This is a genomic window from Streptomyces sp. NPDC051963 (assembly GCF_044593495.1).
In the GTDB taxonomy this organism is placed as follows: domain Bacteria; phylum Actinomycetota; class Actinomycetes; order Streptomycetales; family Streptomycetaceae; genus Streptomyces.
The window spans coordinates 666511-691998 of record NZ_JBIUCC010000001.1; the positions used below are offsets into that span (position 1 = coordinate 666511).

Here is a 25488-nt window from a genome sequence, read left to right on the forward strand (position 1 = left end):
TCAGGCTCCCTTCAGGCCGATGGCGAGATAGTCGAACTCGAAGCCGTACTCGGCGTATCCGCGGACCTTCCGCGAGATGCCGACGAGCCGGTCGGCGAACATCGGGGTCATCGCCCCGCCCTTCTCGATCACCATCGTCTGCGCCTGGCCGTACAGCTCACCGCGCCGCGTGTCGTCCGTCTCGGCGCGCGCCCGGTCGAGCAGGGCGTCGAAGTCCTTGTCGGACCAGGCGGTTTCGTTGTAGCTCGACCCGCTGCGGAAGATCTGCGTGAGCAACTGGTCGACGGGGCGGCCGGTGTACCAGTAGGTGGCCATCAGCGGCTTCTTCATCCAGATCTGCGTGTAGTACGAGTCCGCCGACGCCGTCTTGATCCGGACACGGATGCCCGCGCGCCTGGCCGAGTCCTGGTAGGCGAGGGCCATCGGCGTGAACAGCGGGTCGTAGGCGGAGGTGTAGAGGTCCACGGCCAGGCCCTCCTGGCCCGCCTGCTTCAGCAGGTGCTTCGCCTGTTCCGGATCGTGCTTCGGGTGCGCGGAGACATGGGCCGGGTCGCTCGGCGGCACCGGGTTGTCCCAGCCGGCCGTGCCCGCGCCCTGGAGGGCGACCTTGACGACGTGCTCGGGGTCGTAGGCGAGCTTCATCGCCTGCCGGACCCGCACGTCGGTGAAGGGCTTCTCCGTGGTGAGCATCGGCAGGACGTACCACTGGGCGTTCGTCACGCGCGCGATGGTCGCCCGGTCGGAGGCGGCGACCACGCGGGCGGTCGCGAAGTCCAGGTTCGTCTGGGAGAGCAGGTCGACCTGGCCGGCGAGCAGGGCGCCCGAGCGGGCGGACATGTCGGCGACCGAGTAGAAGTCGATGGCGTCCAGGACGGGAGCGCCCGCCCAGTGGTCCCGGTACGCGGTGACGCGGCCGGGGCCGGCGGGCGCGAAGGACTCCAGTTTGAAGGGGCCGGTGCCGATGCCGGTGCGGCCGATGGACTTCGCGCTGCCGTCGGGAACGACGTAGCAGTTGTAGTGCGTGAGGAGACTCGGGAACTCGGCGTTCGGGGTCTTGAGCGGGACGACCAGGGTGTGGGCGTCGGGCGTCTTCAGCCGGGCCGGGTCGATGAGCGGCGCCAGTACGGACGCCTGCGGGGAAGCGGTCGCCTCGTCGAGGATGTGGCGAAGCGTGTAGGCCGCGTCGGCGGAGGTGAAGGCGCGGCCGTTGTGGAAGGCGACGCCCTTGCGGAGCCGGAAGGTCCAGGTGCGCGCCTTGCTGTCGGGCTCCCAGGACTCAGCGAGGTCGGGGACGAGCTTGCCGGTCGCGTCGACGCGGACCAGCCGGTTGTAGAGGGCACCCAGGTATTCGTACGCCGACAGGGCACTCGCCGGGTCCAGGGTCTCGGCGTCGGAGGCGGGCGGCCGGGCGATGCGCAGGGTGCCACCGCGGTCGGGGGCGCCCTTCGCCGCGGCGGCCGGCAGGACGGGGGCGGACGCGGCCCCCGTACAGCCCGTCAGCAGCCAGGACGCACCGAGCGACGCCGCCGAGGCCACGCCCGCGGCAAGCACCGACCGCCGTCCCGGGTGGTGGATGTCGGACATGTACCGACCGTCCCTCTCGCTATTCGTTCAGCATTCGTTCAGCGGAACGATTGAGTGAAGTGCGTGAACGATAACGAGGGGTCGGTTTCCCGCCAACCCCTTGAGCGCGGAAATTAACCGGAATTAACCGCCGAAACGCGTTGGTTACGTGCGGGCGAAGGCGTCGGACGACGGCCGCGAGCGCCGAAATCGTTGGACAGGGAGCGCCGTCGACCAGTGGGATGTCGCCCATGTGTGCTCTGAGGATGCGTCCCGACGAGGTGGACATCGACGCGGCGCTGGTGGGCCGGCTGATCGCCGGGCAGTTCCCCGAGTGGACGGGGCTGCCCGTGGCGCGGCTGGAGTCGTCCGGCACCGAGAACGCGATGTTCCGGCTCGGTGACGACCTCGTCGTACGGCTCCCCCGGCATCCCGGCGCCGTAGGGGACGTGGAGCACGAGCAGCGCTGGCTGCCCCGGCTGGGGCCGCTGCTGCCGACCGCGGTGCCGGAGCCGGTCGGACTGGGGGCGCCGGGCGACGGCTTCCCGTGGGTGTGGTCGGTGCTCCGCTGGCTGGAGGGGCGGAATCCGACGGTCGACGCGCTCGACGATCCCGAGGGGCTGGCCGAGGACTTGGCGGCGTTCGTCGGGGCGGTGCGCCGCATGGACCCCGTGGGTGCGCCGGTCGGCTACCGGGGTGTTCCGCTGGCAAACCGGGACACGGCGACGCGTGAGGCCATCGGTCAGCTGACGGACGCCGTGGACACGGGCGCGGTGACGGCCCTGTGGGAGGCTGCCCTGCGAGTCCCGGAGCACACAGGTCCCCCCGTCTGGGCACACGGGGACCTCTCCCCCGGAAACGTGCTGGTCGCGGACGGTCGGCTGAGCGCCGTGATCGACTTCGGGACTCTGGGGGTCGGCGACCCGGCCGTGGATCTGATCGTGGCCTGGAATCTCCTGCCCGCGTCGGTCCGTCCCGTCTTCCGTGCGGCCCTGGGTGTCGGCGACGCCGAGTGGGAGCGCGGGCGGGGCTGGGCGCTGTCGGTCTCGCTGATCCAGCTGCCGTACTACTGGGAGACGAATCCGCCGCTGGCGGCGAACTCGCGGCATGTGATCAAGGAGATCCTGGCCGAGGCCGGGTGACGAAGAACCGGTCGCCGGGTCCCCGGCGACCGGTCACCGCGCTGTGTCCCCTACTCGCCCGCGGCAGCCTTCTCCAGGGCGGCAATGTCGATCTTGCCCATCTTCATCATGGCCCCCACCGCGCGGGTGGCCCTCTCCGGGTCCGGGTCGGTGGTCAGCTCGATGAGACGGTCGGGGACGACCTGCCAGGACAGGCCGTACTTGTCCTTCAGCCAGCCACAGGGGCCGGGCTCGCCGCCGCCCTCGATGAACTTGTTCCAGTAGAAGTCGACCTCTTCCTGGTCCGCGCAGGCGATCATGAAGGAGATCGCCTCGGTGAACTTGAACTGCGGGCCGCCGTTCAGGGCCAGGAACCGCTGGCCGTTGGCCGTGAACTCGACGGTCATCACGGACCCGGCGGACTGCATGGCGCCCTCGGTGTAGCGGGCGACCGTGCCGACGCTGGAGTTCTTGAAGATCGAGACGTAGTAGTGCGCGGCCTCCTCGGCCTGGTCGTCGAACCACAGGCACGTGGTGAATCCGTCGGTTGACATGAGCTACCTCCTGGGGCGTGGAACGCGGTCACCTGTATCGACCGATCCCGGCCCCGGAACTCATCGGCCGGCGGCCGATCAATCCACGTGGCCGTTACACCGTCCCGGCATAGCATCGCGAGCATGACATCGACGCCCGCCGACGGCATCCGTCCCTTCCGTATCGACGTGTCCCGGAGCGACCTCGACGATCTCCACTACCGGCTCGACCACGTCCGCTGGCCGGACATGCTGCCGGGCGTGGGCTGGTCGTACGGCGTCCCGCGCGACTATCTCCAGGAGCTCGTACGGCACTGGCGGCACGAGTACGACTGGCGGGCGGCCGAGGCACAGCTCAACGAGTGGCCCCAGTTCACAACCACGATCGACGGGGCGAACGTGCACTTCGCGCACATCCGCTCCCCGGAACCGAACGCCACCCCGCTGGTCATCACACACGGCTGGCCGGGCTCGATCGTCGAATTCCTGGACGTCGTCGGGCCGTTGACCGATCCCGTCGCGCACGGGGGCGATCCCGCCGACGCGTTCCATGTCGTCGTTCCGAGCATTCCCGGGTTCGGGCTGTCCGGGCCCACCTCCGACACCGGCTGGGAGGCAGGGCGTATCGCCGACGCCTGGGCCGAGTTGATGACGCGGCTCGGCTACGAGCGGTTCGGCGCACAGGGCGGCGACTGGGGGTCGGCCATCTCCCGCGAGTTGGGCCGCGCCCACCCGCACCGGTTGATCGGCGTGCACCTCAACCTGCTGCCGGGCGCGCAGGCGACCCATGAGCCCACGGCCGAGGAACTGGCCGGGCTGAGCCCGAAGGAGCAGGAGCGCACCCGCGCCTCGTGGCGCGCCTGGAGCGCCTGGTCCGTCGAAGGCATCGGTTACGCCATCCTTCAGTCCACCAAGCCGCAAACCGTGGCGTACGGGCTCACCGACTCGCCCGTCGGTCAACTCGCCTGGATCGTCGAGAAGTTCCAGGAGTGGACTGACTCCGAGGAGCTGCCCGAGGAGTCCGTGGACCGGGACCGGCTGCTGACCAACGTGATGCTGTACTGGCTGACCGGTACTGCCGGTTCGTCCGCCCGCGTCTACTACGAACGGGCACACGCCCCGGCCGACCGGGCCGGGGCTCCCAGGCAGCCGTCGACCGCGCCGACCGCGCTCGCCCTGTTCCCGGCGGAGCCGCAGATCCCACTGCGGCACAAGGCCGAGCGCACGGAGAACATCGTGCGCTGGACGGAGCTGGACCGGGGCGGGCACTTCGCGGCGATGGAGGAGCCGGATCTGCTGGTCCAGGACGTGCGGGCCTTCTTCCGGCAGCTGCGCGAGAAGGGCGACGGCTGACCCGCACGTGACGGGGCTCTGCCCACGGCGAATCTGCCGCGGGCAGAGAAACCCCCGGTGGGGGCGGTTCCCGGCCGAGAGTGGAGAGCGCAAGCAACGACGACTCGACACCTCGAAAAGGAGCGCGCCGATGTCCGCACTCATCACCGGCCGGAGGCCGGCCCTCATGCCTCGGGCGGAGGAGGGCGACACCCCTCAGACCCGGTTCGACGATCACCTCGCCGCCCAGCTGCTCGCCCAGCGGATCGTCCTGCTCGGCACCCAGGTCGACGAGGTCTCCGCGAACCGGATCTGCGCCCAGCTGCTCATCCTGTCCGCCGAGGACCCGCGCACCGACATCAGCCTGTACATCAACAGCCCGGGCGGCTCGGTGCACGCGGGTCTCGCCATCTACGACACGATGCGGCTGATCCCCAACGACGTCTCGACGCTCGCCATGGGATTCGCGGCCAGCATGGGCCAGTTCCTGCTCAGCGTCGGCACGCACGGCAAGCGGTACGCACTGCCCAACGCGCGCATCATGATGCACCAGCCGTCGGCGGGCATCGGTGGCACCACCGCCGACATCGAGATCCAGGCGGAGAACCTGGACCAGCTCAAGCGGACCATGGAGCGGCTGACCGCCGAACACACCGGCCAGAGCCCGGAGACCATCTCCCGGGACGGCGACCGCGACCGCTGGTTCACGGCCGAACAGGCCCAGGAGTACGGCATGGTGGACCGGGTCGTGGAGTCCCTCGACGATGTGCGCCCGGCCGCGACGCGACGACGGATGGGGCTGTGATCATGGGGACGTACACGATTCCGAACGTCGTCGAGCGGACCCCGCAGGGCGAGCGGTCCTACGACGTGTTCAGCCGGCTGCTGTCGGAGCGGATCATCTTTCTCGGCACCGAGATCGACGACGGCGTCGCCAACGTCGTCATCGCGCAACTGCTCCATCTGGAGTCGGCGGCACCCGAGAACGAGATCGCGATCTACATCAACTCCCCCGGCGGCTCGTTCACCTCGCTGATGGCGATCTACGACACGATGACCTATGTGCAGGCGCCGATCTCCACGTTCTGCGTCGGCCAGGCGGCCTCCACCGCGGCCGTCCTGCTGGCGGGAGGGGACCCGGGGCGGCGGTTCGTGCTCGAGCACGCGCGCGTGCTGCTCGGACAGCCCGCGTCGGGCGGCCGGCAGGGCACGGTCTCCGATCTCGCCCTCCAGGCCAAGGAGATGGTGCGGATCCGTGCGCAGGTCGAGGAGGTGCTGTCCCGGCACACGCATCACGAGATCGCGACGCTGCGTGCGGACATGGACCGCGACAAGGTGTTCACGGCCGAGGAGGCCGTGGCCTACGGGCTCGCCGACGAGGTGGTGAGCCGGCGCCTGGTGGGGGCCTGAGGCGCCGGTCCCGTCAGGCTGCCAGGCAGAGGCCGTTGTACTGCGATGTGCCCATGGCCCGGCTGCGGGTGAGCTCGCTGTGCGCCAGCGACAGCAGATCGCCCAGGCCCAGGCCGAGGGCGTGGGCGGCGGCCGCGAGGACCTCCGAGGAGGCCTCCTTGCGGCCGCGCTCCACCTCCGACAGATACGGCACGGAGATACGGGCGGCCTCGGCCACGTCCTTGAGCGTGCGCTCCTGCGCGAGCCGCTCACGGCGCAGGACGTCACCGATCAGGTCACGCCAGAGGGGTTCCCTGGGGGCGGCGGGCGACGGGGAGCGGTCGGGCGTGGGTGCGACGGGCGCGACGGGGCGGGCGGACGCTGGGCGGGCCGCGGTCCCCGGGCGAGAGGTCACCGGGCGCTGGGCCGGCGGGCGCAGGGGGATGACGCGGGCTTCGTTCGGCGCTTGGTTGCTCACCTCTTCAGACTAGATTCCCTCCGCTCCAAGGGAAGGGACCGGCGTTCCGCCCTCGGTGGAATCACCTGGGCGCCCCCCAATTTGCGCCGCCCGTCGACCTGATGGCATGCGGCGGCCCTACCTGGGTACTCGCTTCTGGGAGAACGAGGCCGAGTCGTGGATGACTTGCGTGGGGAGAGGACGACATGGACACCGCCGTGATGCGGTCGGAGGCAGAGGTCGCACAGACCGCCGGGACCAGCACGGAGATCGGGCCACTGCCGGACATCGAGAACCCGCGGACCGTGGCTCCGCGGGATGCGCGGGAGTTGTCCCGCCAGTTCTTCCAGCGCCTGACGGAACTCGACGAGGGCACGCACGACCATCAGTACGCGCGCAACACGCTCATCGAGATGAACATGTCCCTCGTGCGGTTCGCGGCCGGCCGGTTCCGGGGCCGCGGGGACGACATGGAGGACATCGTCCAGACCGGGATGATCGGCCTGATCAAGGCCATCGACCGGTTCGAGCTCAGCCGCGAGGTCGAGTTCACGTCGTTCGCGCTGCCGTACATCGTGGGCGAGATCAAGCGGTTCTTCCGGGACACCACCTGGGCCGTGCACGTGCCGCGCCGGCTTCAGGAGCTGCGCGTCGACCTGGCGAAGGCACGCGACGAACTCGCCGGCCGGCTGGACCGGGAGCCGACCGTCGCCGAACTCGCCACGCTCATGAACATCGAAGAGTCCGAGGTGATCGAGGCCCAGGTCGCTTCGAACGGCTACAACTCCGCCTCCCTGGACGCCGCGCTCACCGGCGACGGCCCGGAGGACGGGGAGGCGGTGCTCGCCGACTTCATCGGGGTCGAGGAGGACGGGCTGCGGCTCGTCGAGGACTGCCAGTCCCTCGCCCCGCTCATGGCCGAACTCAGCGAACGGGACCGCCAGATCATCCATATGCGGTTCGTGGAGGAGGCCACACAGGCGGAGATCGGCGCCCGGCTGGGCTGTTCCCAGATGCATGTGTCCCGGCTGATCAAGCGGATCATCACGCGGTTGCGCCAGGGCATGCTGGGCGAACTCGGCTGCGCCTGATCCTTGTGTCCGGAGCCGCCCTCACCGGCGGCTCCGGTCATCTCATTCGCCGCTGCTGAGGCCGAGCACGACGCGGACGCGCTTGCCGACCGGCACACGTTCGACGACGACTTCCTCCGCGAGCGCGTGGACTATCTCAAGGCCGTGCCGGCCCACGCGCTCGGGGTCCCGGGGGAAGCGCCGGGGCAGCGCGGCACTGCTGTCGTAGACGCACACGGCCACCGCGGCGTCCGTGCCCTCCAGATCCAGGATGTACGGACCGTTGCTGTGCCGGTCCGCGTTGGTGATCAGTTCACTCACCACCAGGAGCACCGCTCCTTCGACCCGCTCGTCGATCTCGGCGCACCACTCGGTCCTGAGCTGATCGAGGAAGAACGCGGCGAAGGACCGCGCCTCGGCGATGCATCCAGGTGCTCCGGTGTAGTGAGCCGCGCGCCGTAGCGGCTCCACGGGGACGTCGAAACCAGTCGTTACCACTGACCCGTCCAGGTGTTCGATCATGCGTTTCTCTCTCGGAAGCCGGACTGGCCGGACGCTGCTGCATCAGTGCTCGTACCCCGAGCGGCGCGCGACAGTCCCCACTGCTGCACAGCCGGTCAGCTGGTGAGCGTTTCCGGAGTGCTCGTGGTGTCGGGGGCCAGCGATGGCTGGGCGGCCGACGAGGACTCGGACGACGGCGGCTCGGCGCTCGTCTCGGCACCCGACTCGGCCTCGGAGCTCGGCGTTTCGGGGGACGAGGACTCGGTGGACGGGGAGTCGGAGCTCGGGGACTCCGAACTCGGAGACTCGGAACTCGGGGACTCGGAGGACGGGGCGGTCGAGGTCGGCGGGCACGTGGTCGCCGATTCGCAGGCCGACGGGCTCTCGCCCGACGGCGATGTCGACACGCTCACCGAGGGGGTGGGCCGGACGGGCGGGTCGGTCTTCCGGTCCTTCTCCCCGGTGTCACCCCGCCGGCGGGCGAACCAGTCGCCGCGCTCGGGGTCGTACACCACGAAGATGTTGATGATCGTCGTCGAGGGTGCCACCACGACGACGTTCGAGGCCCGGTACGACGGCCACGAGTCGCCCGTCTGCTCGGGCGTCGAGCTCTGTGCCACCGGCGGGGTCAGCGGGTTGCCGCAGGCGCAGCGCACCCGGGGCACACCACGGTCGTCCACGAGGACGGCGGTGCCGGACTGAAGGACGGCCTGGTAGCTGGTGGCGGCACCGTCGCGGTAGCCGTGGTTGGTGACGCGTGTGTCCATGCGCAGCTGTACGGGAGTGAGCGAGCGCAGATAGGCGGGAACGCCGGACGGGTCGACGCCGGCGACGGAGGCGAACGCCCGGTTCTTGTCCGGGTCCGCCTGGAGCGCCTTGATCTGTTTCTCCACATCACAGCTGGCGACGTTCTGCGTACCGCCGTACAGGCCGGGCGCGCCGCCGTCGACACCGTGCACCGCGTTCGAGGGCGCGGACTCGGTGGGGGACGCCGAGACCGGCGGGGCGGAGCTGTCGGTCGCCGACGACTCCGTGAAGGGGTCGGGGCCCGTCTTGCCCGCGGCCTGGAGGAAGACCTCGCTGCCCTTGCCCGATCCGCCGTCCGGGCGAGTGAAGACGATGCCCAGGACCACGGCGGCCACCACCACGGCGGTGAGGATCGCGACACGGGGGGCCGACCGCCACCACGGCCGATGGGGTTCGGGCGTCTCGCCATCGCCACCCGGCGGCTGCGACGGCGGCCCGGGCGGCTGGGAAGGCCCCGACAGCGGGCCGGACGGTGGTCCTGTGGGGCGGCCGGAGGACGGCGGTTCGGCGCTCACGAGCCCTTCTTCCCGCCGCGGCATTGCCTACATATGGCGATAGTTATCCGATTTGGCCGCGACGCCCTCATTGTGTGCCGCGGCCCCGCGCCCCCCGCAAGCCGACGCGGACGGACCTCCCGGCGGGCGGTCCCACCAGGTGCTGCTTAGCGTGGCAGCGTGAGCCCACGTACCCCCTCCGACCAGGCGGTCGCCCGGCACGGCTGGGTCCAGGCCGTCGCCGTCGTGCTGGCCGGGCTGGTCGCGATGGGAGTGACCGCCGCATTGGGGCTGTGGGCGGCCGACGCGACCGGCCTGCCGGACGGCGCATTCCCCCGGGTCGTCGCGGCGACGGTCGTCACGGCCGTCGGCGGCACCATCGAGCTGTCGGGCAACGCGGGGGACCTCGCCGACACTTCGGCCGGGCTCACCGTGATCCCGCTGTCCGTCACGCTCGTCGGCGCCCTCGTCCTCGCCGCCGGTTTCCTACGGCCGCTGCGGCACCGCGCGGTGGCCGGTGCCCAGGAGCTGGCGGGCTGGGCGGCCAGGATCGCCGGGCTGTGGCTGCTCGGGCTCATCGGCCTCGCCCTCGCGGCCCGCCAGACGTTCACGATCTCCCTCGGGGACGACACGCTCGGCGAGTTGGGTGACCTGTTCGGCGCCTCGCCGAAGGTCGGCTTCAAGACCGATGTACCGCTGACGCTGGTGTTCGGCCTGCTGTGGCTGGCCGGTGTGCTGGTGCTGGCGCTGCTGGTCTCACGCAGGGCACCGCTGCCGCCCCGGCTGCTGCGCTTCCAGGAGTCGGTGCGTCCGGCCGCGTACGCGATGGTCGTCCTGCTCCTCGCGTACGTCGTTCTCGGCATCGTCATCGCCGTCGTCACCGCCGCGACGCGCGGGAATGCCGCTCAGACTCTCGCCGTGGTGCTGCTCGGACTGCCGAACCTGGTCTGGCTCGCGTTCACGATCGGGCTCGGCGCGACCTGGAAGGGCCAGGTGGAGGGGCCGTTCGGGCTGCCGATGCCGCAGGTGCTCGATGAGGTGCTGCGCGGTCCGGACATCTCCACCCTCAATCTGAGCACGCTCGCCGAGCAGGACGGCCGGGTGTGGTGGCTGGTGGCCGTCGACGCCGTGCTGCTGCTGGCCGCCGCGTTCCTGATGGCGGTCCGCTCGCCACGCCGGATGCGGGCCTGGCAGCACGCGGTGCACCTGGCGGTCGCGCTAGCGCTCACCGTCCTCATGGTCTGCCTCCTCGGCCGGATCTCCGCGCACTACGGCCTGTCCGTGCTCGGCATCGGGGACCTGGGCGGTGACCTCGGGGGTGAGCTGTTCCTGCGGCCGGAGCTGTGGCCAGCCCTTGGTCTGGCCTTGCTGTGGGGGCTGCTAGCCGGCTTCCTCGGCGCGCTGCTGGCGCGACCGGTGCGCCGGAGGGGCCAAGCCTGAAATCTGGCCGATCAGCGGGCGCCCCAAAGGGGCGCGGGGAACTGCGCGACCAGCCACAACGGACCCGCAGAGGACCACGAGCCCTCCAGCGCAACACCTAGTCCCGCCCGCCGAACACCGGTTCAGCCCAACGCGGCGGCGCCTTCGGTCTCTCCCCTACGGCCCTCAGATCGACCTCCGTCGCCGGGTGACCGGACGCCGCCCCGCCATGCATCGCGGAGCGCACCGCGGCGACGAAGGCGAGGCAGGAGTCGTAGCGGTCGTCGGGGCTCTTCGCCAGGGCCTTGGCGAACACCGCGTCAACGTGGGAGTCGAGGTCCGGGCGCGCCTCGGTCAGCGCGGGCGGCTCATCGTACTGGTGGGCCCAGAGCAGGGCCATGTCGTCGTCGCGCCGGAAGGGCGGACGGCCGGCCAGGCACTCGTAGACGACACAGGCGAAGCCGTAGACGTCGCAGCGCCCGTCGACGGGCTTGCCGGAGATCTGTTCGGGGGCGACGTAGTCGAGCGTGCCGACGAACTGGCCGACGGTCGTGAAGCCGGTCAGGGAGAGCGACTTCTTCGTCAGGCCGAAGTCGGTGAGGTAGACGTGCTCGGGGTGATCACTGTCGGTGCCGCGGGAGACCAGGATGTTGCCGGGTTTCACGTCGCGGTGCACCAGGCCGTGCTCATGGGCCGCGTCGAGCGCGGAGGCGACCTGAGCGGCGATGCGCAGGACCGTCGGCGGCGGCAACGGGCCCTGGCGGTCGAGGAGATGACGCAGGTCGCTGCCTTCGACGTACCGCATCGCGATGTACAGGACGCCGTCCGTCTCGCCCGCCTCGAAGACCGGGACGATATGCGGGTGGTCGATCGCGGCGGCCGCCCTGGACTCGTGGGTGAAGCGGCGGCGGAAGGTGTCGTTGCGGGACAGTTCCGGGGCGAGGAGCTTGAGGGCGACGGTGCGCTCCAGGCGCAGGTCCCGGGCGCGGTAGACGACGGCCATGCCGCCGCGGCCGATCTCACACTCGATGCGGTAGTCGGCGATCTGCGTGCCGATGAGTTCGGAGGGACGGCCGGAGAAGAAGCTCGTGTCACGTGCCATCGGGCGTCACGACCTCGGTGGGTGCACGGCCGGTGGGCTCGGCTGCGGCGCGGGGCTCGTCGTCGGTCGCGAACGTGCCGGCCCGCGCCCCGTCCGTGTAGACCCAGCGCGCCTGCTCGACGTCGTACAGCCACACGTGCTCCCCGTCGACGACGATCCCGATGCGCAGCCCGCGCGTCCGGCTGCGGAAGGCCTCGCCGTCCAGGGCGCCGGCCGCGAGTTCCCCGACGGCGGCGCGGTAGTGCGCGAGGGTCTGTTCGGCGTGGGTGAGCAGGGGGCGCGGGTCGTCGCTGCGGGTGAGCGGTCCGCCGGGCAGGGGCGGGTCCTGGGGTACGGCGACCAGGCAGCGGCCGTCGACCCAGGCCGACCAGCCGTTGGCGCACAGGACGTGCCCCCAGTCGCCGCGCCGCTCGACGAGCTGGACCGGCAGCAGGGCGTCGAGGGGCACCGTGGGGCGAGCGGGGTCGGGGGTCTCCCAGGCGGGCATTCCGTGCTGCGGGACCACGTGGGTGGGGCGGAAGCCCGGGGTCGCCATCATGGACGCCTACTTCCGCATCACGACGGGTTCGTGGCGGCGCAGCAGCCGGGACACCACGTACCCGAAGACCGCCGACAGCACGACCAGCATGCCCATGTTGAGCAGCCACACGCCCACGGAGTGCTCGAACAGCGGATCACCGGTCAGCTCCCCGGGCACGATCCGGGCCAGGTCGACGGTGCCGGCCATCGCGCCGAACGCCCAACGTGCGGGCACCAGCCAGGCCAGCTGCTCCAAGCCGATCACCCCGTCGACCTTGAGCAGAGCGCCGCAGAAGACGACCTGGACGATGGCGATCAGCACGAGCAGCGGCATCGTCACCTCCTCCTTGCCCACCAGGGCGGAGACCAGCAGGCCGAGCATCATCGCCGTGAAGGCCAGCAGGGCGACGGCGAGGATGATTTCCACGAGGGGCGGCAGCAGCACGCCTTCTCCGTCGGGCGCCTTGAGGTCGACGCCGAGCAGGGCCACGAGGGTGAGCACCACCGCCTGGAGCACGGTGATCGTCCCCAGCACGACGACCTTGGACATCAGGTACGCCGATCTGGACAGGCCCACGGCCCGCTCACGGCGGTAGATCACGCGTTCCTTGACGAGTTCGCGCACGGCGTTGGCCGCTCCGGTCAGGACTCCGCCGACGCAGAGAATCAGCAGTGCGCTCATCGCCTTGTCCTGGGTCAGCCCGCCGCCGGCGAGGGCCCTGGCCATGGCGCCCATCACGAACGGCAGGGCGATCATGATGGCCAGGAAGGTGCGGTCGGCGCTGAGCGCGGTGGCGTACCGGCGGATCAGGGTGCCCAGTTGGGAGCGGCGGCTGCGTGGCCGGGGCGGTGGGGCGACGCCCACCGGGGCCGAGCCGCCCAGCCGGGGCTGCGCGCTCGCTTCGGAGATGTAGCGGCGGTGGAAGGGCGAGCCGCCGAACTCCCCCGCCCAGTCCCGTTCGGTGTCCCGCTCGAACGCCTCGAAGGCTTCCGGCCACTGCTCGAAGCCGAAGAAGGCGAGGGCGTCCTCGGGCGGTCCGTAGTACGCGATCCGGCCCCCGGGCGCGAGCACCAGGAGCCGGTCGCAGACGTCGAGGCTCAGGACGCTGTGGGTGACCACGATGACGGTCCGGCCGTCGTCGGCGAGGCCGCGCAGCATGTGCATCACCGAGCGGTCCATGCCGGGGTCCAGACCCGAGGTCGGCTCGTCGAGGAAGAGCAGCGACGGCTTGGTCAGCAGCTCCAGGGCCACGCTGACCCGCTTGCGCTGCCCGCCGGAGAGGCTGTGCACATGCTGCCCGGCGCGCTGCTCCAGTCCCAGTTCGCGGATCACCTCGTCGACCCGGGCCTGGCGTTCGGCCTTGGCGGTGTCCTGCGGGAAGCGCAGTTCGGCGGCGTAGGACAGGGCGCTGCGGACGGTCAGCTGGGCGTGCAGGATGTCGTCCTGCGGGACGAGGCCGATGCGCTGGCGCAGCTCCGCGTAGTCGCGGTAGAGGTCACGGCCGTCGTACAGGACGGCGCCCTGGTCGGCGGGGCGCTGGCCGGTCAGGGCGTTGAGCAGCGTGGACTTGCCGGCGCCGCTCGGGCCGACGACCGCGAGCAGGCACTTCTCCCCCACCGGGAACGACACGTGGTCGAGCAGCGTCTTGCGGCCGCGGTCCACGGTGACCGCGAGGTCCTGCACGTCGAGGGAGACCTCGCCGGTGTCGACGTACTCCTGAAGCTCGTCGCCGACCAGGCAGAACGCCGAGTGGCCGATGCCGACGATGTCGCCGGTGCCGACCGGCGCCCCGGTCACGGGCAGGCCGTTGAGGAAGGTGCCGTTGTGGCTGCCGAGGTCGACGATCTCGTAGCTGCCGTCCGGGAGGGCGCGCAGCTCGGCATGGCGTCGGGAGACCACCAGGTCGTCGATGACCAGGTCGTTGTCGTCGGCGCGGCCGATGCGGACGGTGCGGGAGGGCAGCGGCCGTACGGTCGTGGGCCGGCGGAAGGTGCCGGTGAGTGCGGGCATGGAGACGGCGGAGGGGCGCTCCGGAGCCGGTGCCGGGGCTCCGACCAGGACGGCGCGGGGGCCGTCGGACGCGTTGCCGAAGCGGATGACGCAGCCGGCGCCCACGTCCCAGGCCTGGACCCGGCGGCCGTCGGCATAGGTGCCATTGGTGCTGTGCTCGTCCTCGAGGGTCCAGTGGCCGTCCTCGGCCCGCAGTACGGCGTGATGCCACGAGACCCGGGCGTCGTCGATGACGATGTCGCTCAGTGGATCGCGCCCGACGTGGTATTCGTGGCCCGGACTCATCACCGTGGAGCCGGTGTCGGTCTCCAGGACGAGTTGAGGTGCTGTCGACGCTACCGGCCGTTCCGCCATGCCGGAATTCTATCGATTCGTTCACATACGCGCTCAGCGTGGGGATTCAGGCGACCGGTGCGAACAGGGTCGCGGTGGTCCGATGCATCCGCAGGGCGTCCACGGACTCCGCGAGCAGCTCGTACTCGGTCGTGTCGTCGCTCACAGCGACCCTGACTAATCGCCCCGCGGCCAACTCATCGCCGACCAGACCCTGTTGGGCCACGTCACTGCACCAGGCGCGCAGCACGGCGGGCACGTCGGCCACGGTGCCGGCGACGGGGACGAGCGCGCCGGGCGGCAGATGCTCCGTCTCCGGCTGCGGATCCAGGCGGTCGGCGATCCAGGAGGCACGGTCGCGCAGCCACCACAGGGCGAGGGCGAGCGTGGGGGCCCGATAGGTTCCCAGGGGTACTCCGATACGCCGACCGTTGCAGGTGCCGTACCCCGTGACATGGCACAGGAATTCGTCGTGCACGATCCACTCCCCGTTTGTTCCGCTCGCCGGTGTTCCGGTCCTCGCTTTCGTGCGGCTCTGGTGCAGTGCGCGGCTTGTGCTCTGTGCGGCTCATGCGCGGTGCGTGACGGAGCCCTCGCCTGCTGTGAAGGCCCTCAAGTTGAGTATGTTCACTACTGAATCACTGTCACCATGAATTTCCGGCCAGTCTCCTGGCATATTCATGGCGCCCGTTGGCCGAAAGGCGGCGGGCGCGGCCCTTACCCGAGGGGTAATCGACGGTCTTCCGCGGGCCCGGCATGGTTGCCGTACCGGGTCGCCGCGACGCGATCCGGGCTCCGACCAGCAGCGTACGACCTCGATGGAGGCTGATCCCGCATGTCCGCGAACACCGACCGTTTCGACAGTGCCGTGGCCCGTTATTTCGAGGCCTGGAATGCCTCCGAGCCGGAGGAACTCGCCAAGTCGGTCGCCGCCGCCTGGACCGTCGACGGCTCCTACACCGATCCGCTTGCCGACGTCAGCGGGCACGAGCAGATCACGGCCGTGATCGCGGCGGCCCACGAGCAGTTCCCCGGCTTCGCCTTCCGGCCGGCCGGCCCGGTCGACGGGCACCACGACACCGCGCGCTTCTCCTGGGAGCTGGTGAGTGACTCTGGGGGTACCCCCTCCGGGGGAGGTTCGGCTCCGGTCGCCGGCTTCGACGTGATCACGCTCGACGCGGACGGCCGGATCCGGTCCGTGCTGGGCTTTCTGGACCGGATACCCGCCGGGGCATGACACCGGCGATGAGTTTCTCCGCTCGCGGCGGTCTCTTCCGCATACGACCACCGCGAGCGGAGGCACCATCATGACCACGACCACCAGGCTGGACGCGGAGTTCACCGCCGTCCTGCACAAGAGCCCGGCCGACGGCGGCTGGACCTATCTCGTCTGGCCGAGGAGCATCGACTTCTTCGGCACCCGCGGGCTCGTGAAGGTCCGCGGCACGATCGACGGGCACCCGTTCCGCAGCTCGTTCATGGCCCTGGGCGACGGGAGGCACAAGCTGCCCGTCAAGGCCGAGCTCCGCAAGGCCATCGGCAAGGGGGAGGGCGACACGGTGACCGTGCACCTCGAGGAGCGGCTCAGCTCCTGACGGTCTCCCGGTAGCGCCGGGGTGCGACACCGACCGCCCGCTTGAAGGCGTTACTGAAGGCGCTCTCGGAGGTGTAGCCGACGGAGCGGGCCAGCACCGCGACCGGGGCCGTGTCCTGCCGGAGGGCTCGGGCGGCCAGACTCATCCGCCAGTTCAGCAGATACGTCAGCGGCGGCACCCCGGCCGCCTCCTTGAACCGTACGGCGAAGGTCGTGCGGGACATCGCCGCGGCCTGCGCCAGCTCCTGAAGCTGCCAGGGGTGCGCCGGGTCGGCGTGCATCAGGCGCAGCGCCGGGGCGAGGCGTTCGTCGGCGAGAGCACGCAGCCAACCCGGCGGCAGCCCGTCGGACTCGGTGAGACAGACCCGCAGTACCTGGACGAAGATCAGCTGGGCGAGCTGGTCCAAGGTGAACTCGACGCCGGCGCGGCGCGTCCTCATCTCCCGCGCCAGCTGGTCGACGAGCCAGCGCAGCGCCTCCGCCTCCGCCACCTCGGCCTTCACATGGATGAGCTCCGGCAGCGCCCGGCGCAGCAGCTCACCGCTGTCCCGGCTCAGGTCGATGTGCCCGGAGACGCATGTCACGTCCTCCTCGCCCGCCCCGAGCCGTGCCATACCGGTGGCCGGGTCGACGACGGCCCGGCCCGATTCCAGGGGCTCGACGCCGGTTTCACTGCACAGCACATACGGCTGCCGGCCGTCGGACACCACGATGTCCCCCTCGGCCAGCTTCAGCACCTCCCCGCCGGGGTCGCGGGCCAGCAGACAGCTGCCCCGCAGCAACGCGATCACCTTGAGCCGGTCGCGTCCGTGCAGCCGGACGGCCCAGCCGCCGCCGGCCGTGAAGGCACCGGAGAGCACACTGCGGGCATCGGCGACGGCAAGGGCGTCGGACAGCGGGTCAGCGGACATGCTCGAACTATCACGCAAGTAACGCGCATTCTCAAGCATTCATCGTACGGGGCCGTAGATCTACGGTGGTCTGGACAGCGCAGGACAGCTCACCGTGAGGAGAGACCAGACATGACGACCACACAGCACCCCCTGGGTTCCGGATTCGGCGCGGCATCCACGGCAGAGGAGGTGATCAAGGGCATCGACCTGACCGGCAAGGTCGCGATCGTCACCGGCGGCTACTCCGGCATCGGCCTGGAGGCGGCACGCGTCCTGCGGAACGCCGGCGCCGACGTCGTCGTTCCGGCGCGGGACCTCGAGCGCGCCCGGGTCGCGCTGAAGGATGTGCCCGGGGCCGAGGTCGAGCACCTGGACCTGCTGGACCCGGCGTCGATCGACGCCTTCGCGGACAAGTTCCTGACGTCCGGGCGTCCGCTGCACATCCTGATCAACAGCGCCGGGATCATGGCGACCCCGCTGACGCGCGACGCACGCGGGTACGAGGGGCAGTTCGCGACCAACCACCTGGGCCACTTCCAGCTGGTCGCGCGACTGTGGCCCGCGCTGCTCGCCGCCCACGGCGCGCGGGTCGTGTCGGTGTCGTCGCGGGGCATCCGCTTCAGCGGCGTCGACTTCGACGACCTGCACTTCGAGCACCGGCCCTACGAGCCGTTCGTCGCCTACGGCCAGTCGAAGACGGCCAACGCGCTGTTCGCCGTGGAACTGGACCGGCGAGGCCGGGCGGAGGGCGTGCGGTCCTTCTCCGTGCACCCCGGCATGATCGTCGACACCGGTCTGGCGAAGCACATCCCCGAGGAGGCACTCCGGGCGGCCGGTGCCCTCGACGACCAGGGTGTTCCCGTCCGCGACCCCGCCCGGCAGTTCAAGACCGTCCAGGAGGGCGCCGCGACCGGCGTGTGGTGCGCCACCAGCCCGCAACTGGACGGGCTGGGCGGCGTCTACTGCGAGAACTGCGACATCAGCCCCCTGGTGACCGACGAGACCGAGGCCGAGTGGCGCGCCGACGCGGGCCGGCCCGGAGTCCTGCCGTACGCCGTCGACCCGGAGTCCGCGGCCCGCCTCTGGGAGGTCAGCGAGAGCCTTACGGCTTGACCAGCGCGTCGATCCGGGCGAGCTCGTCCGCGTCGAAGTCGAGGTTGCGGATGGCGCCGACGCTGTCCTCGATCTGCTGCGGACTGCTCGCGCCGACGAGCGCGGACGTCACTCGGCCGCCGCGCAGGACCCAGGCGAGCGCCAGCTGGGCCAGGGTCTGACCGCGCGACTTGGCGATCTCGTCGAGCGCGCGCAGCCGGCCGACCAGTTCCCCGGTGAGCGCCTCCGAGGTCAGGAAGGGGCTGTCGCTCGCCGCCCGCGAGCCCTCCGGGATGCCGTCGAGGTAGCGGGCGGTGAGCACGCCCTGGTCCAACGGGGAGTAGGCGATGGAGCCGACCTGCAGCTCGTCGAGCGCGTCCAGGAGACCCCCGTCCTCGGGCCGGCGGTCGGTCATCGAGTAGCGCGGCTGGTGGATCAGCAGCGGGGTGCCGAGCTCACCGAGGATGCGGGCGGCCTCGCGGGTCTGCTCCGCCGAGTAGTTGGAGACGCCGACGTACAGTGCCTTGCCCTGCTGGACCGCCGAGTGCAGGGCGCCCATCGTCTCCTCCAGGGGAGTCTCCGGGTCGGGGCGGTGCGAGTAGAAGATGTCGACGTAGTCCAGGCCCATCCGGGCGAGGGACTGGTCGAGCGAGGAGAGCAGGTACTTGCGGGAGCCCCACTCGCCGTACGGGCCGGGCCACATCAGGTACCCGGCCTTGGTGGAGACGACCAGCTCGTCGCGGTAGGGCGCGAGGTCCGCCTTCAGGGCCTCACCGAAGGCGCTCTCGGCGGCTCCGGGCGGCGGGCCGTAGTTGTTGGCCAGGTCGAAGTGGGTGACGCCGAGGTCGAAGGCGCGGCGCAGGATGGCGCGCTGTGTCTCGACCGGGCGGTCCGGGCCGAAGTTGTGCCACAGGCCGAGCGACAGGGCGGGCAGCTTCAGGCCGCTGCGTCCGGTGCGCCGGTAGGGCATGTCCGCGTAGCGGTCGGGGTGTGCGGTGTACAACGCGACTCCAGAGGGGTTGGCGCGGTTTCTGAGGACCTTTGTCCACTCTTTCGCGACCTGGAGCCATTGGTCCAACAGAAGAATCCGATGGAATTCAGCGGATAGGCTTCTCAGTCATGGAACTGCGTCATCTTCAGCACTTTGTCGCGGTCGCCGAGGACCAGCACTTCACCCGTGCCGCCGAGCGGCTGCTGGTGTCCCAGTCCGGGCTGTCCGCCTCCATCCGGGCGCTGGAGCGCGAGCTTCAGACCCCGCTGTTCGTGCGGACGACCCGGCGGGTGACGCTCACTCCGGCCGGGCGGGCGCTGCTGGGCGAGGCCGAGCGGATCCTGGCCCAGGTGCGGTCCGCCCACGAGGCGGTGGCCGCGGTGCAGGGCGTGCTGCGCGGCATGCTGGCCCTGGGGTCGGAGCAGTGCATCGCCGGGGTGCATGTGGCCGGGCTGCTCGCCGCGTTCCGGGGCCGGCATCCGGACGTGGAGATCTGTCTGCGGCAGGCGGGCTCGGGTGCGCTGGCCGAGGAGGTCGCGGCCGGGCGCCTGGATCTGGCGTTCACGGTCCGGACGGCGGGTGAGGACACCGATCAGCTGCGTGCCGTCCCGCTGACCAGCGAGCCGATGACCCTGCTGTGCCATCCCGGCCACCGGCTGGCACAGAACGGTTCGGCGGTGACGCTGGAGGAGCTGGGCGGCGAGGTCTTCGTCGACTTCCACCCGGACTGGGGTCCGCGGCGCACCACCGACGCCGCGTTCGCCGACGCGGGCGTGCGACGGACGGTCGCCCTGGAGGTGAACGACGTGCACAGCCTGCTGGACATGGTGGACGAGAACCTCGGCATCGCCGTCGTACCGCGGCATTTCCGGCACAAGCGCGAGTCGTTGACGGCGCTGTCCGTGAAGGACACCGACGAGATCGTGTACGAGACGGTCGCCCTGCTGCCGCCCGCGCAGGCCACGAGCCCGGCGGCCCGGGCGCTGATGGCGTTGCTGGAAACGGAGAGCGGCTGAGCGGCCGGTGCGCGATGGTGGTCGTATGCATGCAAAGGACGTCCTCATCGACGGGTTCAACCGCATCCAGGAAGAGGTCCATGCCGCCGTCGACGGTCTCGGGCCGGACGAGCTGCACGCCCGGCCGAGCGCCGACGCCAACTCCATCGCCTGGCTGATCTGGCATCTCACACGTGTCCAGGACGACCACCTGGCCGACGCCTTCGAGCTGGACCAGGTGTGGCTGGCACAGGACTGGCAGAAGCGCTTCGGCCTCGACCTGCCGCGCCACGACACCGGGTACGGCCACAGCTCGGCGAAGGTCGCCAAGGTCAGGGTCGAGTCCGCGGGCCTGCTGACCGGCTACTACGACGCGGTGCACGAGCAGAGCCTTCAGGCACTGCGCCAGCTGGCCGCGAAGGACCTGGAGCGCATCGTGGACGAGCGCTGGGATCCGCCGGTCAGCCTGGGCGTCCGGTTGGTCAGCGTCCTGTCCGACGATCTCGAGCACGTCGGACAGGCCGCCTACGTCCGCGGACTGGTTCAGAGCGCGTAACCCGGCATGACTACGTCCTCGATGAGGGCCTTGCGCTCGTCGAACGGGATGAAGGCGCTCTTCACGGCGTTCACGGTCACCGTCCGCAGATCCTCGAGCGTCCAGCCGGCCTCGGCGACCAGCAGGGACATCTCACGGGTCATCGTCGTGCCGGACACCAGACGGTTGTCGGTGTTGAGGGTGACCCGGAAGCCCAGCTCCTTCAGGGCGGTGATCGGGTGCTCGGCGATCGAAGTGGCGGCGCCGGTCTGGAGGTTGGAGGTCGGGCACATCTCCAGCGCGACACGGCGGTCGCGCACCCAGCCCGCGAGCCGGCCGAGTTTGCCGTCCACGATGTCCTCGGTGATACGGACGCCGTGGCCGATGCGCTGGGCGCCGCACACCTGGAGGGCCTGGTGGATGCTGGGCAGCCCGTGCGCCTCGCCGGCGTGGATCGTGAACGGGACGCTCTCACGGCGCAGATGCTCGAAGGCGGCCAGGTGGTCGGCGGGCGGGAAGCCGTCCTCGGCGCCCGCGATGTCGAAGCCGACGACTCCCGCGTCCCGGAAGGCGACGGCCAGGTCGGCGGCCTCCCGGACCCGGTCGAACATCCGCATCCCGCACAGCAGCGTGCCCACCCGGACCGGCGTGCCCGCGGCCGCCGCCTTCGCCATGCCCGCCGCGAGCCCCTCCTGGACGGTCTCGACGACCTCGGGGAGGGTGAGCCCGCCGTTGGTGTTCAGCTCGGGGGCGTAGCGCACCTCGGCGTAGACCACACCGTCCGCCGCCAGGTCGAGGACGTACTCCTCGGCCGTGCGCAGCAGGCCCTCGCGGCTCTGCATCACGGCGAGGGTGTGCTCGAAGGTGGCTATGTAGCGCACCAGATCACCGGAGTTGGCGGCCTCGTAGTACCAGGCGGCCAACTCGTCGGGGTCGGTGGTGGGCAGGGTGTGGCCGACCTCGTCCGCGAGCTCCACCACGGTGGCGGGACGCAGGCCGCCGTCGAGGTGATCGTGCAGGACGGCCTTGGGGAGGCGGCGGAGGGTGTCGGTGTCTATGCGCGTAGATGACATGTGCGGTGGTTCCTCGACGTTCGGTTGAGCGGGGTCAGGCCGCGGGCTGGAGCAGGTCCCAGCGGTTGCCGTACAGATCCTGGAAGACGGCGACCGAGCCGTACGGCTCGTGCCGCGGCTCCTCCAGGAAGGTCACGCCCCCGGCGAGCATCCGGGCGTGGTCGCGGGCGAAGTCGTCGGTGTACAGGAAGAAGCCGACGCGCCCACCGGTCTGGTCGCCGACCCGCCCGCGCTGGGCGTCGCCCTTGGCACGCGCGAGCAGCAGCCCGGTCCCCTGCGTCCCGGCACCGGGCTCGACCACGACCCAGCGGGAGCCGTCGGGGCGCGCCGCGTCCTCGACGAGCCGGAATCCGAGAGCCTCGGTGTAGAAGCGGATCGCCTCGTTGTAGTCGTCGACGACGAGGGTGACCAGGGCGATGCGTCTCATCGGGGCCTTTCGGGGTGGGGTGCCGAGGAGCGGTTAGCGGGTGAGGTTATACGTAGAACCCCGCGCACGCCAGTCGCAGCGGAACGTGCGTGTGGGACCCGAGGCCCAGGCCCGCGGCCCGCGGCGGGACGGGCGGTCCGGGCACTAGCGTCTCGGGCATGACGATCACCGGTTCGCCCCGCAGTCCCGAACGGCGCAAGCAGGATGTCCTGGCCCGGCTGGAGCGGGAGGAGGACATCTGGGTGGCCACGGCGGACGCCGACGGAGTTCCGTTTCTGGTCGCGCTGTGGTTCGTCTGGGACGGCGAGTCCCTCTGGATGTCCACCCGGATCACCAATCCCACGGGCCGTAACCTGCGCGACGGCGCACGGACCCGGCCGGCGTTCGGGGACACGCGGGACGTCGTACTCATCGACGGCGACGTGGAGACCTTCGGCGCGCAGGACGTGCCCGCCGCCGCGTCCGCCGCGTTCGAGGCGAAGCACGGCTGGGATCCCGTCAAGGACAGCCCGTCGTACGCCTACTTCCGGGTGCGGCCGCGCGCGGTGCAGGCGTTGCACGGGGTGCATGAGATGCCCGGACGGCATCTCATGCGGGACGGCGTGTGGGTGGTCTGACCCGTGGGACCGCCACTACGGGGCGAGGGTCTCCCCGAAGCGGGCGTCCGGCGAAGGGGCGCTGAGAGTGGCGCCGTTGAAGGTCCACGATCCGCTCGCGGCGGGGCCGCTGCTCGTGCCGGGGAAAACCCAGGCGGCGCCGTCGTTCGTGTCCTCGCCGGGCGCGGACGCGATCAGCTCGGCCTTGCCGTCCCGGTTGGCGTCGATGAGCCGCACGGCGCCGCCGAACCAGTCGCCGTTCTCGTTGTCACCGGGAACGGACGGCGTGCTCTGGCTGAAGCTGGCCAGGCCCCGTGGCGTGAGTCCGCCGGAGGCACCGCGCATCACCCACACCGTGCCCGGGTCGGTGAGGCTGTTGATGTCGTTGGCCGGTGCGCTGAGCGCGGCGTCGGCGTAACCGTCGCCGTTCACGTCCGCCACGCTGACGGACCCGCCGAATCGGTCACCGGTCTTGTCGTCGCCGGAGGCGCCGATGGTCGTCTGGTCGAAGTGCTGGTCGGCCTCGGGACCGCCCAGGCCGTTGGGCCCGCCGAGGAACACGTCCACCGTGCCGCCGTCGACCAGCACTTCGTTCAGGTCGTCGCTGTCGGCCGGGGAACCGAAGACGACGTCGGCGTAGCCGTCGCCGTTGATGTCTCCAGAGGCCCCGACCGGGCCGCCGCGCAGAATGCGGGCGTACGTCAGGCCCTCGGAGCCACCGCGCAGATACCTGGCCTGCCCGAAGGTCTCGACGGGATTGATCGTCTCGTAGATGGTGAAGGTGCCGAGGAGCACCAGGTCGTCTTCGCTGCCGTTGTTCTCGTAGTCACCGGAGGTGAGGCCGGTGGGGGTGAAGTCCTCCGGCCATTTCCAGTCCACGGGAGTGGCCTGGAAGGTGTACCCGCCGGCGGTGTTCTCGAAGGCAAAGGTCTGTAGGGCGTTGCCGCTCACCAGGGCGAGTTCGGTGCGGGACGCATGGAAGCGGCCGGTGGCCAGGCCGAGTCCGAAGCGCCCGCGCGTCGTCGGGGCACTGTCCTGCAACCAGAGGGCGCCGGTGGCACGCAGCCCGCTCGCCGAGCCCCACAGCACGACCGCCGCCCCCGCGTCGGCGACGGTTCCGATGTCCCTGCGCGGCATACCCACGACGAGATCGGCGTAGCCGTCGCCGTCCAGGTCCCCGGAGGCGGTGGTCTGTCCGAAACCGTCGTCGGCCTGGGCGAGACCCGGTATGCCGGGGGTGCTCATGCTGAACGTCGCCCGGTGGGAAGAGGACAGACCGCTCGCGGACCCGTACAGCACCGCGACATAGCCGGCGCCCTTCTGGCCGCTGACGGTGCCGCCGGGGGCCGAGACCACGGCATCGGGATAGCCGTCGCCGTTGAAGTCGTCGTGGGCCGCCGCCACTGCCGCGTCCGCGGCGGGTGCCTGAGCGGCCGTCGCGGTGATCGTGGCACCGATCGTCAGTAGCACGGTCGCCGCGGCCGGCCCGGACAGCAGGCTCGCTCGGCGTCTGGTTGTGGCGGTCGTGGTGGTGGAACGCGTAATGCGCACGTCGTGGCTCCTGAGAACTCGCACGGCCGGTCGGGCACGGAGTCGCGGGGGTACGGCGAGGGCCCGTTCCCCGCCGCCGCGACTTTGGACCGGTCAGCACGTACGAGGGTTGTGCCGCAGCACGCCCAAAACTGCGTCAACTCCGGGCATGCGCGCTGAAAGCAGGAGCTGACGCTCAACCCGCCTTCCTGCGCAGCGTGTTGAGCCGCTCCATCTCGTCCTCGGTGAGGCGGAGCGCGCCCGCCGCCACGTTCTCCACGAGGTGGTCCGGGTTGCCGGTGCCGGGGATGGCGAGCACGTGCGGGCCCTGTTGCAGTGTCCAGGCGATCCGGACCTGCGCGGGGCTCGCACCGTGCGCGCGGGCGACGGCGAGCACCTCCTGTTCGTGGCTGTCAGCGCTGCCCTGGTCCCGGCCCTCGCCCGCCACGGCGTAGAACGGCACGAACGCGATGCCCTGTTCGCCGCAGAGCCGGAGGAGTTCGTCGGTCGCGGGGTCGGCGAAGGCGATGCCGTACGGGTTCTGCACGCACACCACGGGTGCGATGGACTGTGCCTCGGCGAGGTGGCGGGGTTCCACGGCGGAGATGCCGAGGTGCCGGATCAGGCCCGTTTCGCGGAGGTCGGCGAGCGCACCGAAGTGCTCGGCGATGGAGTCCTGCCGCATGCGGCGCAGATACACGACGTCGAGGTGGTCGCGGCCGAGCTGGCGCAGGTTCTCCTCGACGTGGCCGCGCAGCTGGTCGGGTCTGGCCGAGGTGCCCCACTCGCCGTGGATGTCGCGGTAGGGGCCTACCTTCGTGGCGATCACCAGGTCGTCGGCGTACGGCGACAGCGCGCTGTTGATCAGCTCGTTGGCGGAGCGCAGCGAGGAGAAGTAGAAGGCGGCCGTGTCGATGTGGTTGACGCCGAGCTCGATCGCCTTGTGCAGCACGGCGATCGACCTTCGGCGGTCGCTGGGGGTGCCGAGGTGGAAGGCTGCGCTCCCCGTGAGCCGCATCGCACCCAAGCCGATGCGGCTGACGGGCAGGTCACCGAGGTTCCAGGTGCCCGCGGCCTGCGCGGTGATCGTGTCCGAGGTCATCGGCGGAGT

General features: G+C 70.8%; 27 protein-coding genes. 12 read left to right on the forward strand and 15 right to left on the reverse strand.

Going from position 1 to position 25488, the window contains the following annotated elements; translation table 11 throughout:
* Entirely contained in the window at positions 1-1584 is a 1584-nt protein-coding gene (locus ACIHFB_RS02735; RefSeq protein WP_365268999.1) for an ABC transporter substrate-binding protein, read from the reverse strand.
* 245 nt (positions 1585-1829) lie between these two features.
* Here ACIHFB_RS02735 and ACIHFB_RS02740 point away from each other — a divergent pair, with 245 nt between their 5' ends.
* Positions 1830-2705: an aminoglycoside phosphotransferase family protein gene (locus tag ACIHFB_RS02740; protein WP_365269002.1), complete on the forward strand. Its 876-nt coding sequence runs from the start codon at positions 1830-1832 to the stop codon at positions 2703-2705.
* A gap of 50 nt (positions 2706-2755) precedes the next feature.
* Here the strand turns inward: ACIHFB_RS02740 and ACIHFB_RS02745 are convergent, their stop codons facing one another.
* Positions 2756-3238: a VOC family protein gene (locus ACIHFB_RS02745; RefSeq protein WP_365269005.1), complete on the reverse strand. Its 483-nt coding sequence runs from the start codon at positions 3236-3238 to the stop codon at positions 2756-2758.
* A 123-nt stretch (positions 3239-3361) separates the two neighbouring features.
* On the opposite strand from ACIHFB_RS02745, the gene ACIHFB_RS02750 reads away from it, so the two are divergent.
* From ACIHFB_RS02750 to ACIHFB_RS02760, 3 genes are all read left to right on the forward strand, one after another.
* Entirely contained in the window at positions 3362-4570 is a 1209-nt protein-coding gene (locus tag ACIHFB_RS02750) for an epoxide hydrolase family protein (protein ID WP_365269008.1), read from the forward strand.
* 130 nt (positions 4571-4700) lie between these two features.
* Positions 4701-5354, forward strand: a complete 654-nt coding sequence (locus ACIHFB_RS02755) for an ATP-dependent Clp protease proteolytic subunit (protein WP_365269011.1) — start codon at positions 4701-4703, stop codon at positions 5352-5354.
* A 2-nt stretch (positions 5355-5356) separates the two neighbouring features.
* Positions 5357-5959 (forward strand): ATP-dependent Clp protease proteolytic subunit, encoded by a 603-nt coding sequence (locus ACIHFB_RS02760; RefSeq protein ID WP_365269013.1) that lies wholly within the window; start codon positions 5357-5359, stop codon positions 5957-5959.
* Between the two features lie 13 nt (positions 5960-5972).
* Here the strand turns inward: ACIHFB_RS02760 and ACIHFB_RS02765 are convergent, their stop codons facing one another.
* Complete coding sequence (locus tag ACIHFB_RS02765; RefSeq protein ID WP_365269015.1) at positions 5973-6416, reverse strand: helix-turn-helix domain-containing protein; 444 nt, start codon at positions 6414-6416, stop codon at positions 5973-5975.
* Between the two features lie 185 nt (positions 6417-6601).
* Between ACIHFB_RS02765 and ACIHFB_RS02770 the strand changes: the two genes are divergently transcribed.
* Entirely contained in the window at positions 6602-7486 is an 885-nt protein-coding gene (locus ACIHFB_RS02770; RefSeq protein ID WP_365269018.1) for an RNA polymerase sigma factor SigF, read from the forward strand.
* 42 nt (positions 7487-7528) lie between these two features.
* On the opposite strand, the gene ACIHFB_RS02775 is transcribed toward ACIHFB_RS02770, so the two are convergent.
* Positions 7529-7987, reverse strand: a complete 459-nt coding sequence (locus ACIHFB_RS02775) for an ATP-binding protein (protein ID WP_365269021.1) — start codon at positions 7985-7987, stop codon at positions 7529-7531.
* A gap of 95 nt (positions 7988-8082) precedes the next feature.
* Complete coding sequence (locus ACIHFB_RS02780; protein WP_400124983.1) at positions 8083-9288, reverse strand: DUF6777 domain-containing protein; 1206 nt, start codon at positions 9286-9288, stop codon at positions 8083-8085.
* Between the two features lie 159 nt (positions 9289-9447).
* Here ACIHFB_RS02780 and ACIHFB_RS02785 point away from each other — a divergent pair, with 159 nt between their 5' ends.
* Positions 9448-10707, forward strand: a complete 1260-nt coding sequence (locus ACIHFB_RS02785; RefSeq protein ID WP_400124984.1) for a streptophobe family protein — start codon at positions 9448-9450, stop codon at positions 10705-10707.
* Between the two features lie 97 nt (positions 10708-10804).
* Here the strand turns inward: ACIHFB_RS02785 and ACIHFB_RS02790 are convergent, their stop codons facing one another.
* Genes ACIHFB_RS02790 through ACIHFB_RS02805 form a run of 4 tightly spaced genes read right to left on the reverse strand, consistent with a single transcriptional unit; the run spans position 10805 to position 15129 of the window.
* Positions 10805-11788: a serine/threonine-protein kinase gene (locus ACIHFB_RS02790; RefSeq protein WP_365269030.1), complete on the reverse strand. Its 984-nt coding sequence runs from the start codon at positions 11786-11788 to the stop codon at positions 10805-10807.
* Positions 11778-12323 carry a hypothetical protein gene (locus ACIHFB_RS02795; protein WP_365271002.1) on the reverse strand — a complete coding sequence of 182 codons (546 nt, stop codon included), beginning with the start codon at positions 12321-12323 and terminating at the stop codon, positions 11778-11780. The genes ACIHFB_RS02790 and ACIHFB_RS02795 overlap by 11 nt, the downstream gene beginning before the upstream one ends.
* Before the next feature lie 9 nt (positions 12324-12332).
* On the reverse strand, positions 12333-14672 hold the full coding sequence (locus ACIHFB_RS02800; protein WP_400124985.1) for an FHA domain-containing protein: 2340 nt from the start codon (positions 14670-14672) through the stop codon (positions 12333-12335).
* Positions 14673-14718: 46 nt separating this feature from the next.
* On the reverse strand, positions 14719-15129 hold the full coding sequence (locus ACIHFB_RS02805; RefSeq protein WP_365269035.1) for a hypothetical protein: 411 nt from the start codon (positions 15127-15129) through the stop codon (positions 14719-14721).
* A gap of 357 nt (positions 15130-15486) precedes the next feature.
* Between ACIHFB_RS02805 and ACIHFB_RS02810 the strand changes: the two genes are divergently transcribed.
* A complete protein-coding gene (locus tag ACIHFB_RS02810; protein WP_400124986.1) occupies positions 15487-15888 on the forward strand; it encodes a nuclear transport factor 2 family protein in 402 nt (133 codons plus the stop codon).
* A gap of 70 nt (positions 15889-15958) precedes the next feature.
* Positions 15959-16246, forward strand: a complete 288-nt coding sequence (locus ACIHFB_RS02815) for a DUF1905 domain-containing protein (RefSeq protein WP_400124987.1) — start codon at positions 15959-15961, stop codon at positions 16244-16246.
* Here ACIHFB_RS02815 and ACIHFB_RS02820 read toward each other — a convergent pair.
* A complete protein-coding gene (locus tag ACIHFB_RS02820; RefSeq protein WP_400124988.1) occupies positions 16236-17156 on the reverse strand; it encodes an AraC family transcriptional regulator in 921 nt (306 codons plus the stop codon). The genes ACIHFB_RS02815 and ACIHFB_RS02820 overlap by 11 nt on opposite strands.
* Before the next feature lie 111 nt (positions 17157-17267).
* On the opposite strand from ACIHFB_RS02820, the gene ACIHFB_RS02825 reads away from it, so the two are divergent.
* Positions 17268-18251 (forward strand): oxidoreductase, encoded by a 984-nt coding sequence (locus ACIHFB_RS02825; protein WP_400124989.1) that lies wholly within the window; start codon positions 17268-17270, stop codon positions 18249-18251.
* Here the strand turns inward: ACIHFB_RS02825 and mgrA are convergent.
* The gene (mgrA, locus tag ACIHFB_RS02830; protein WP_400124990.1) at positions 18241-19233 is read right to left on the reverse strand and encodes an L-glyceraldehyde 3-phosphate reductase; all 993 of its coding nucleotides are present in this window, start codon (positions 19231-19233) and stop codon (positions 18241-18243) included. The genes ACIHFB_RS02825 and mgrA overlap by 11 nt on opposite strands.
* Positions 19234-19349: 116 nt before the next feature.
* Between mgrA and ACIHFB_RS02835 the strand changes: the two genes are divergently transcribed.
* Both ACIHFB_RS02835 and ACIHFB_RS02840 read left to right on the forward strand, forming a co-directional pair.
* On the forward strand, positions 19350-20237 hold the full coding sequence (locus ACIHFB_RS02835) for a LysR family transcriptional regulator (protein ID WP_365269052.1): 888 nt from the start codon (positions 19350-19352) through the stop codon (positions 20235-20237).
* 25 nt (positions 20238-20262) lie between these two features.
* Complete coding sequence (locus ACIHFB_RS02840) at positions 20263-20772, forward strand: DUF664 domain-containing protein (protein ID WP_365269055.1); 510 nt, start codon at positions 20263-20265, stop codon at positions 20770-20772.
* Here the strand turns inward: ACIHFB_RS02840 and ACIHFB_RS02845 are convergent.
* Positions 20760-21824, reverse strand: a complete 1065-nt coding sequence (locus ACIHFB_RS02845) for an adenosine deaminase (protein WP_400124991.1) — start codon at positions 21822-21824, stop codon at positions 20760-20762. The two genes, ACIHFB_RS02840 and ACIHFB_RS02845, sit on opposite strands and share 13 nt — an antisense overlap.
* A gap of 34 nt (positions 21825-21858) precedes the next feature.
* Positions 21859-22251: a VOC family protein gene (locus tag ACIHFB_RS02850; RefSeq protein ID WP_400124992.1), complete on the reverse strand. Its 393-nt coding sequence runs from the start codon at positions 22249-22251 to the stop codon at positions 21859-21861.
* Between the two features lie 158 nt (positions 22252-22409).
* On the opposite strand from ACIHFB_RS02850, the gene ACIHFB_RS02855 reads away from it, so the two are divergent.
* Entirely contained in the window at positions 22410-22868 is a 459-nt protein-coding gene (locus tag ACIHFB_RS02855) for a pyridoxamine 5'-phosphate oxidase family protein (RefSeq protein WP_400124993.1), read from the forward strand.
* Positions 22869-22883: 15 nt separating this feature from the next.
* Here ACIHFB_RS02855 and ACIHFB_RS02860 read toward each other — a convergent pair whose 3' ends face one another.
* A complete protein-coding gene (locus ACIHFB_RS02860; protein ID WP_400124994.1) occupies positions 22884-24398 on the reverse strand; it encodes an FG-GAP repeat protein in 1515 nt (504 codons plus the stop codon).
* A 175-nt stretch (positions 24399-24573) separates the two neighbouring features.
* Positions 24574-25479: an aldo/keto reductase gene (locus ACIHFB_RS02865; protein ID WP_400124995.1), complete on the reverse strand. Its 906-nt coding sequence runs from the start codon at positions 25477-25479 to the stop codon at positions 24574-24576.
* Positions 25480-25488: the final 9 nt, after the last annotated feature.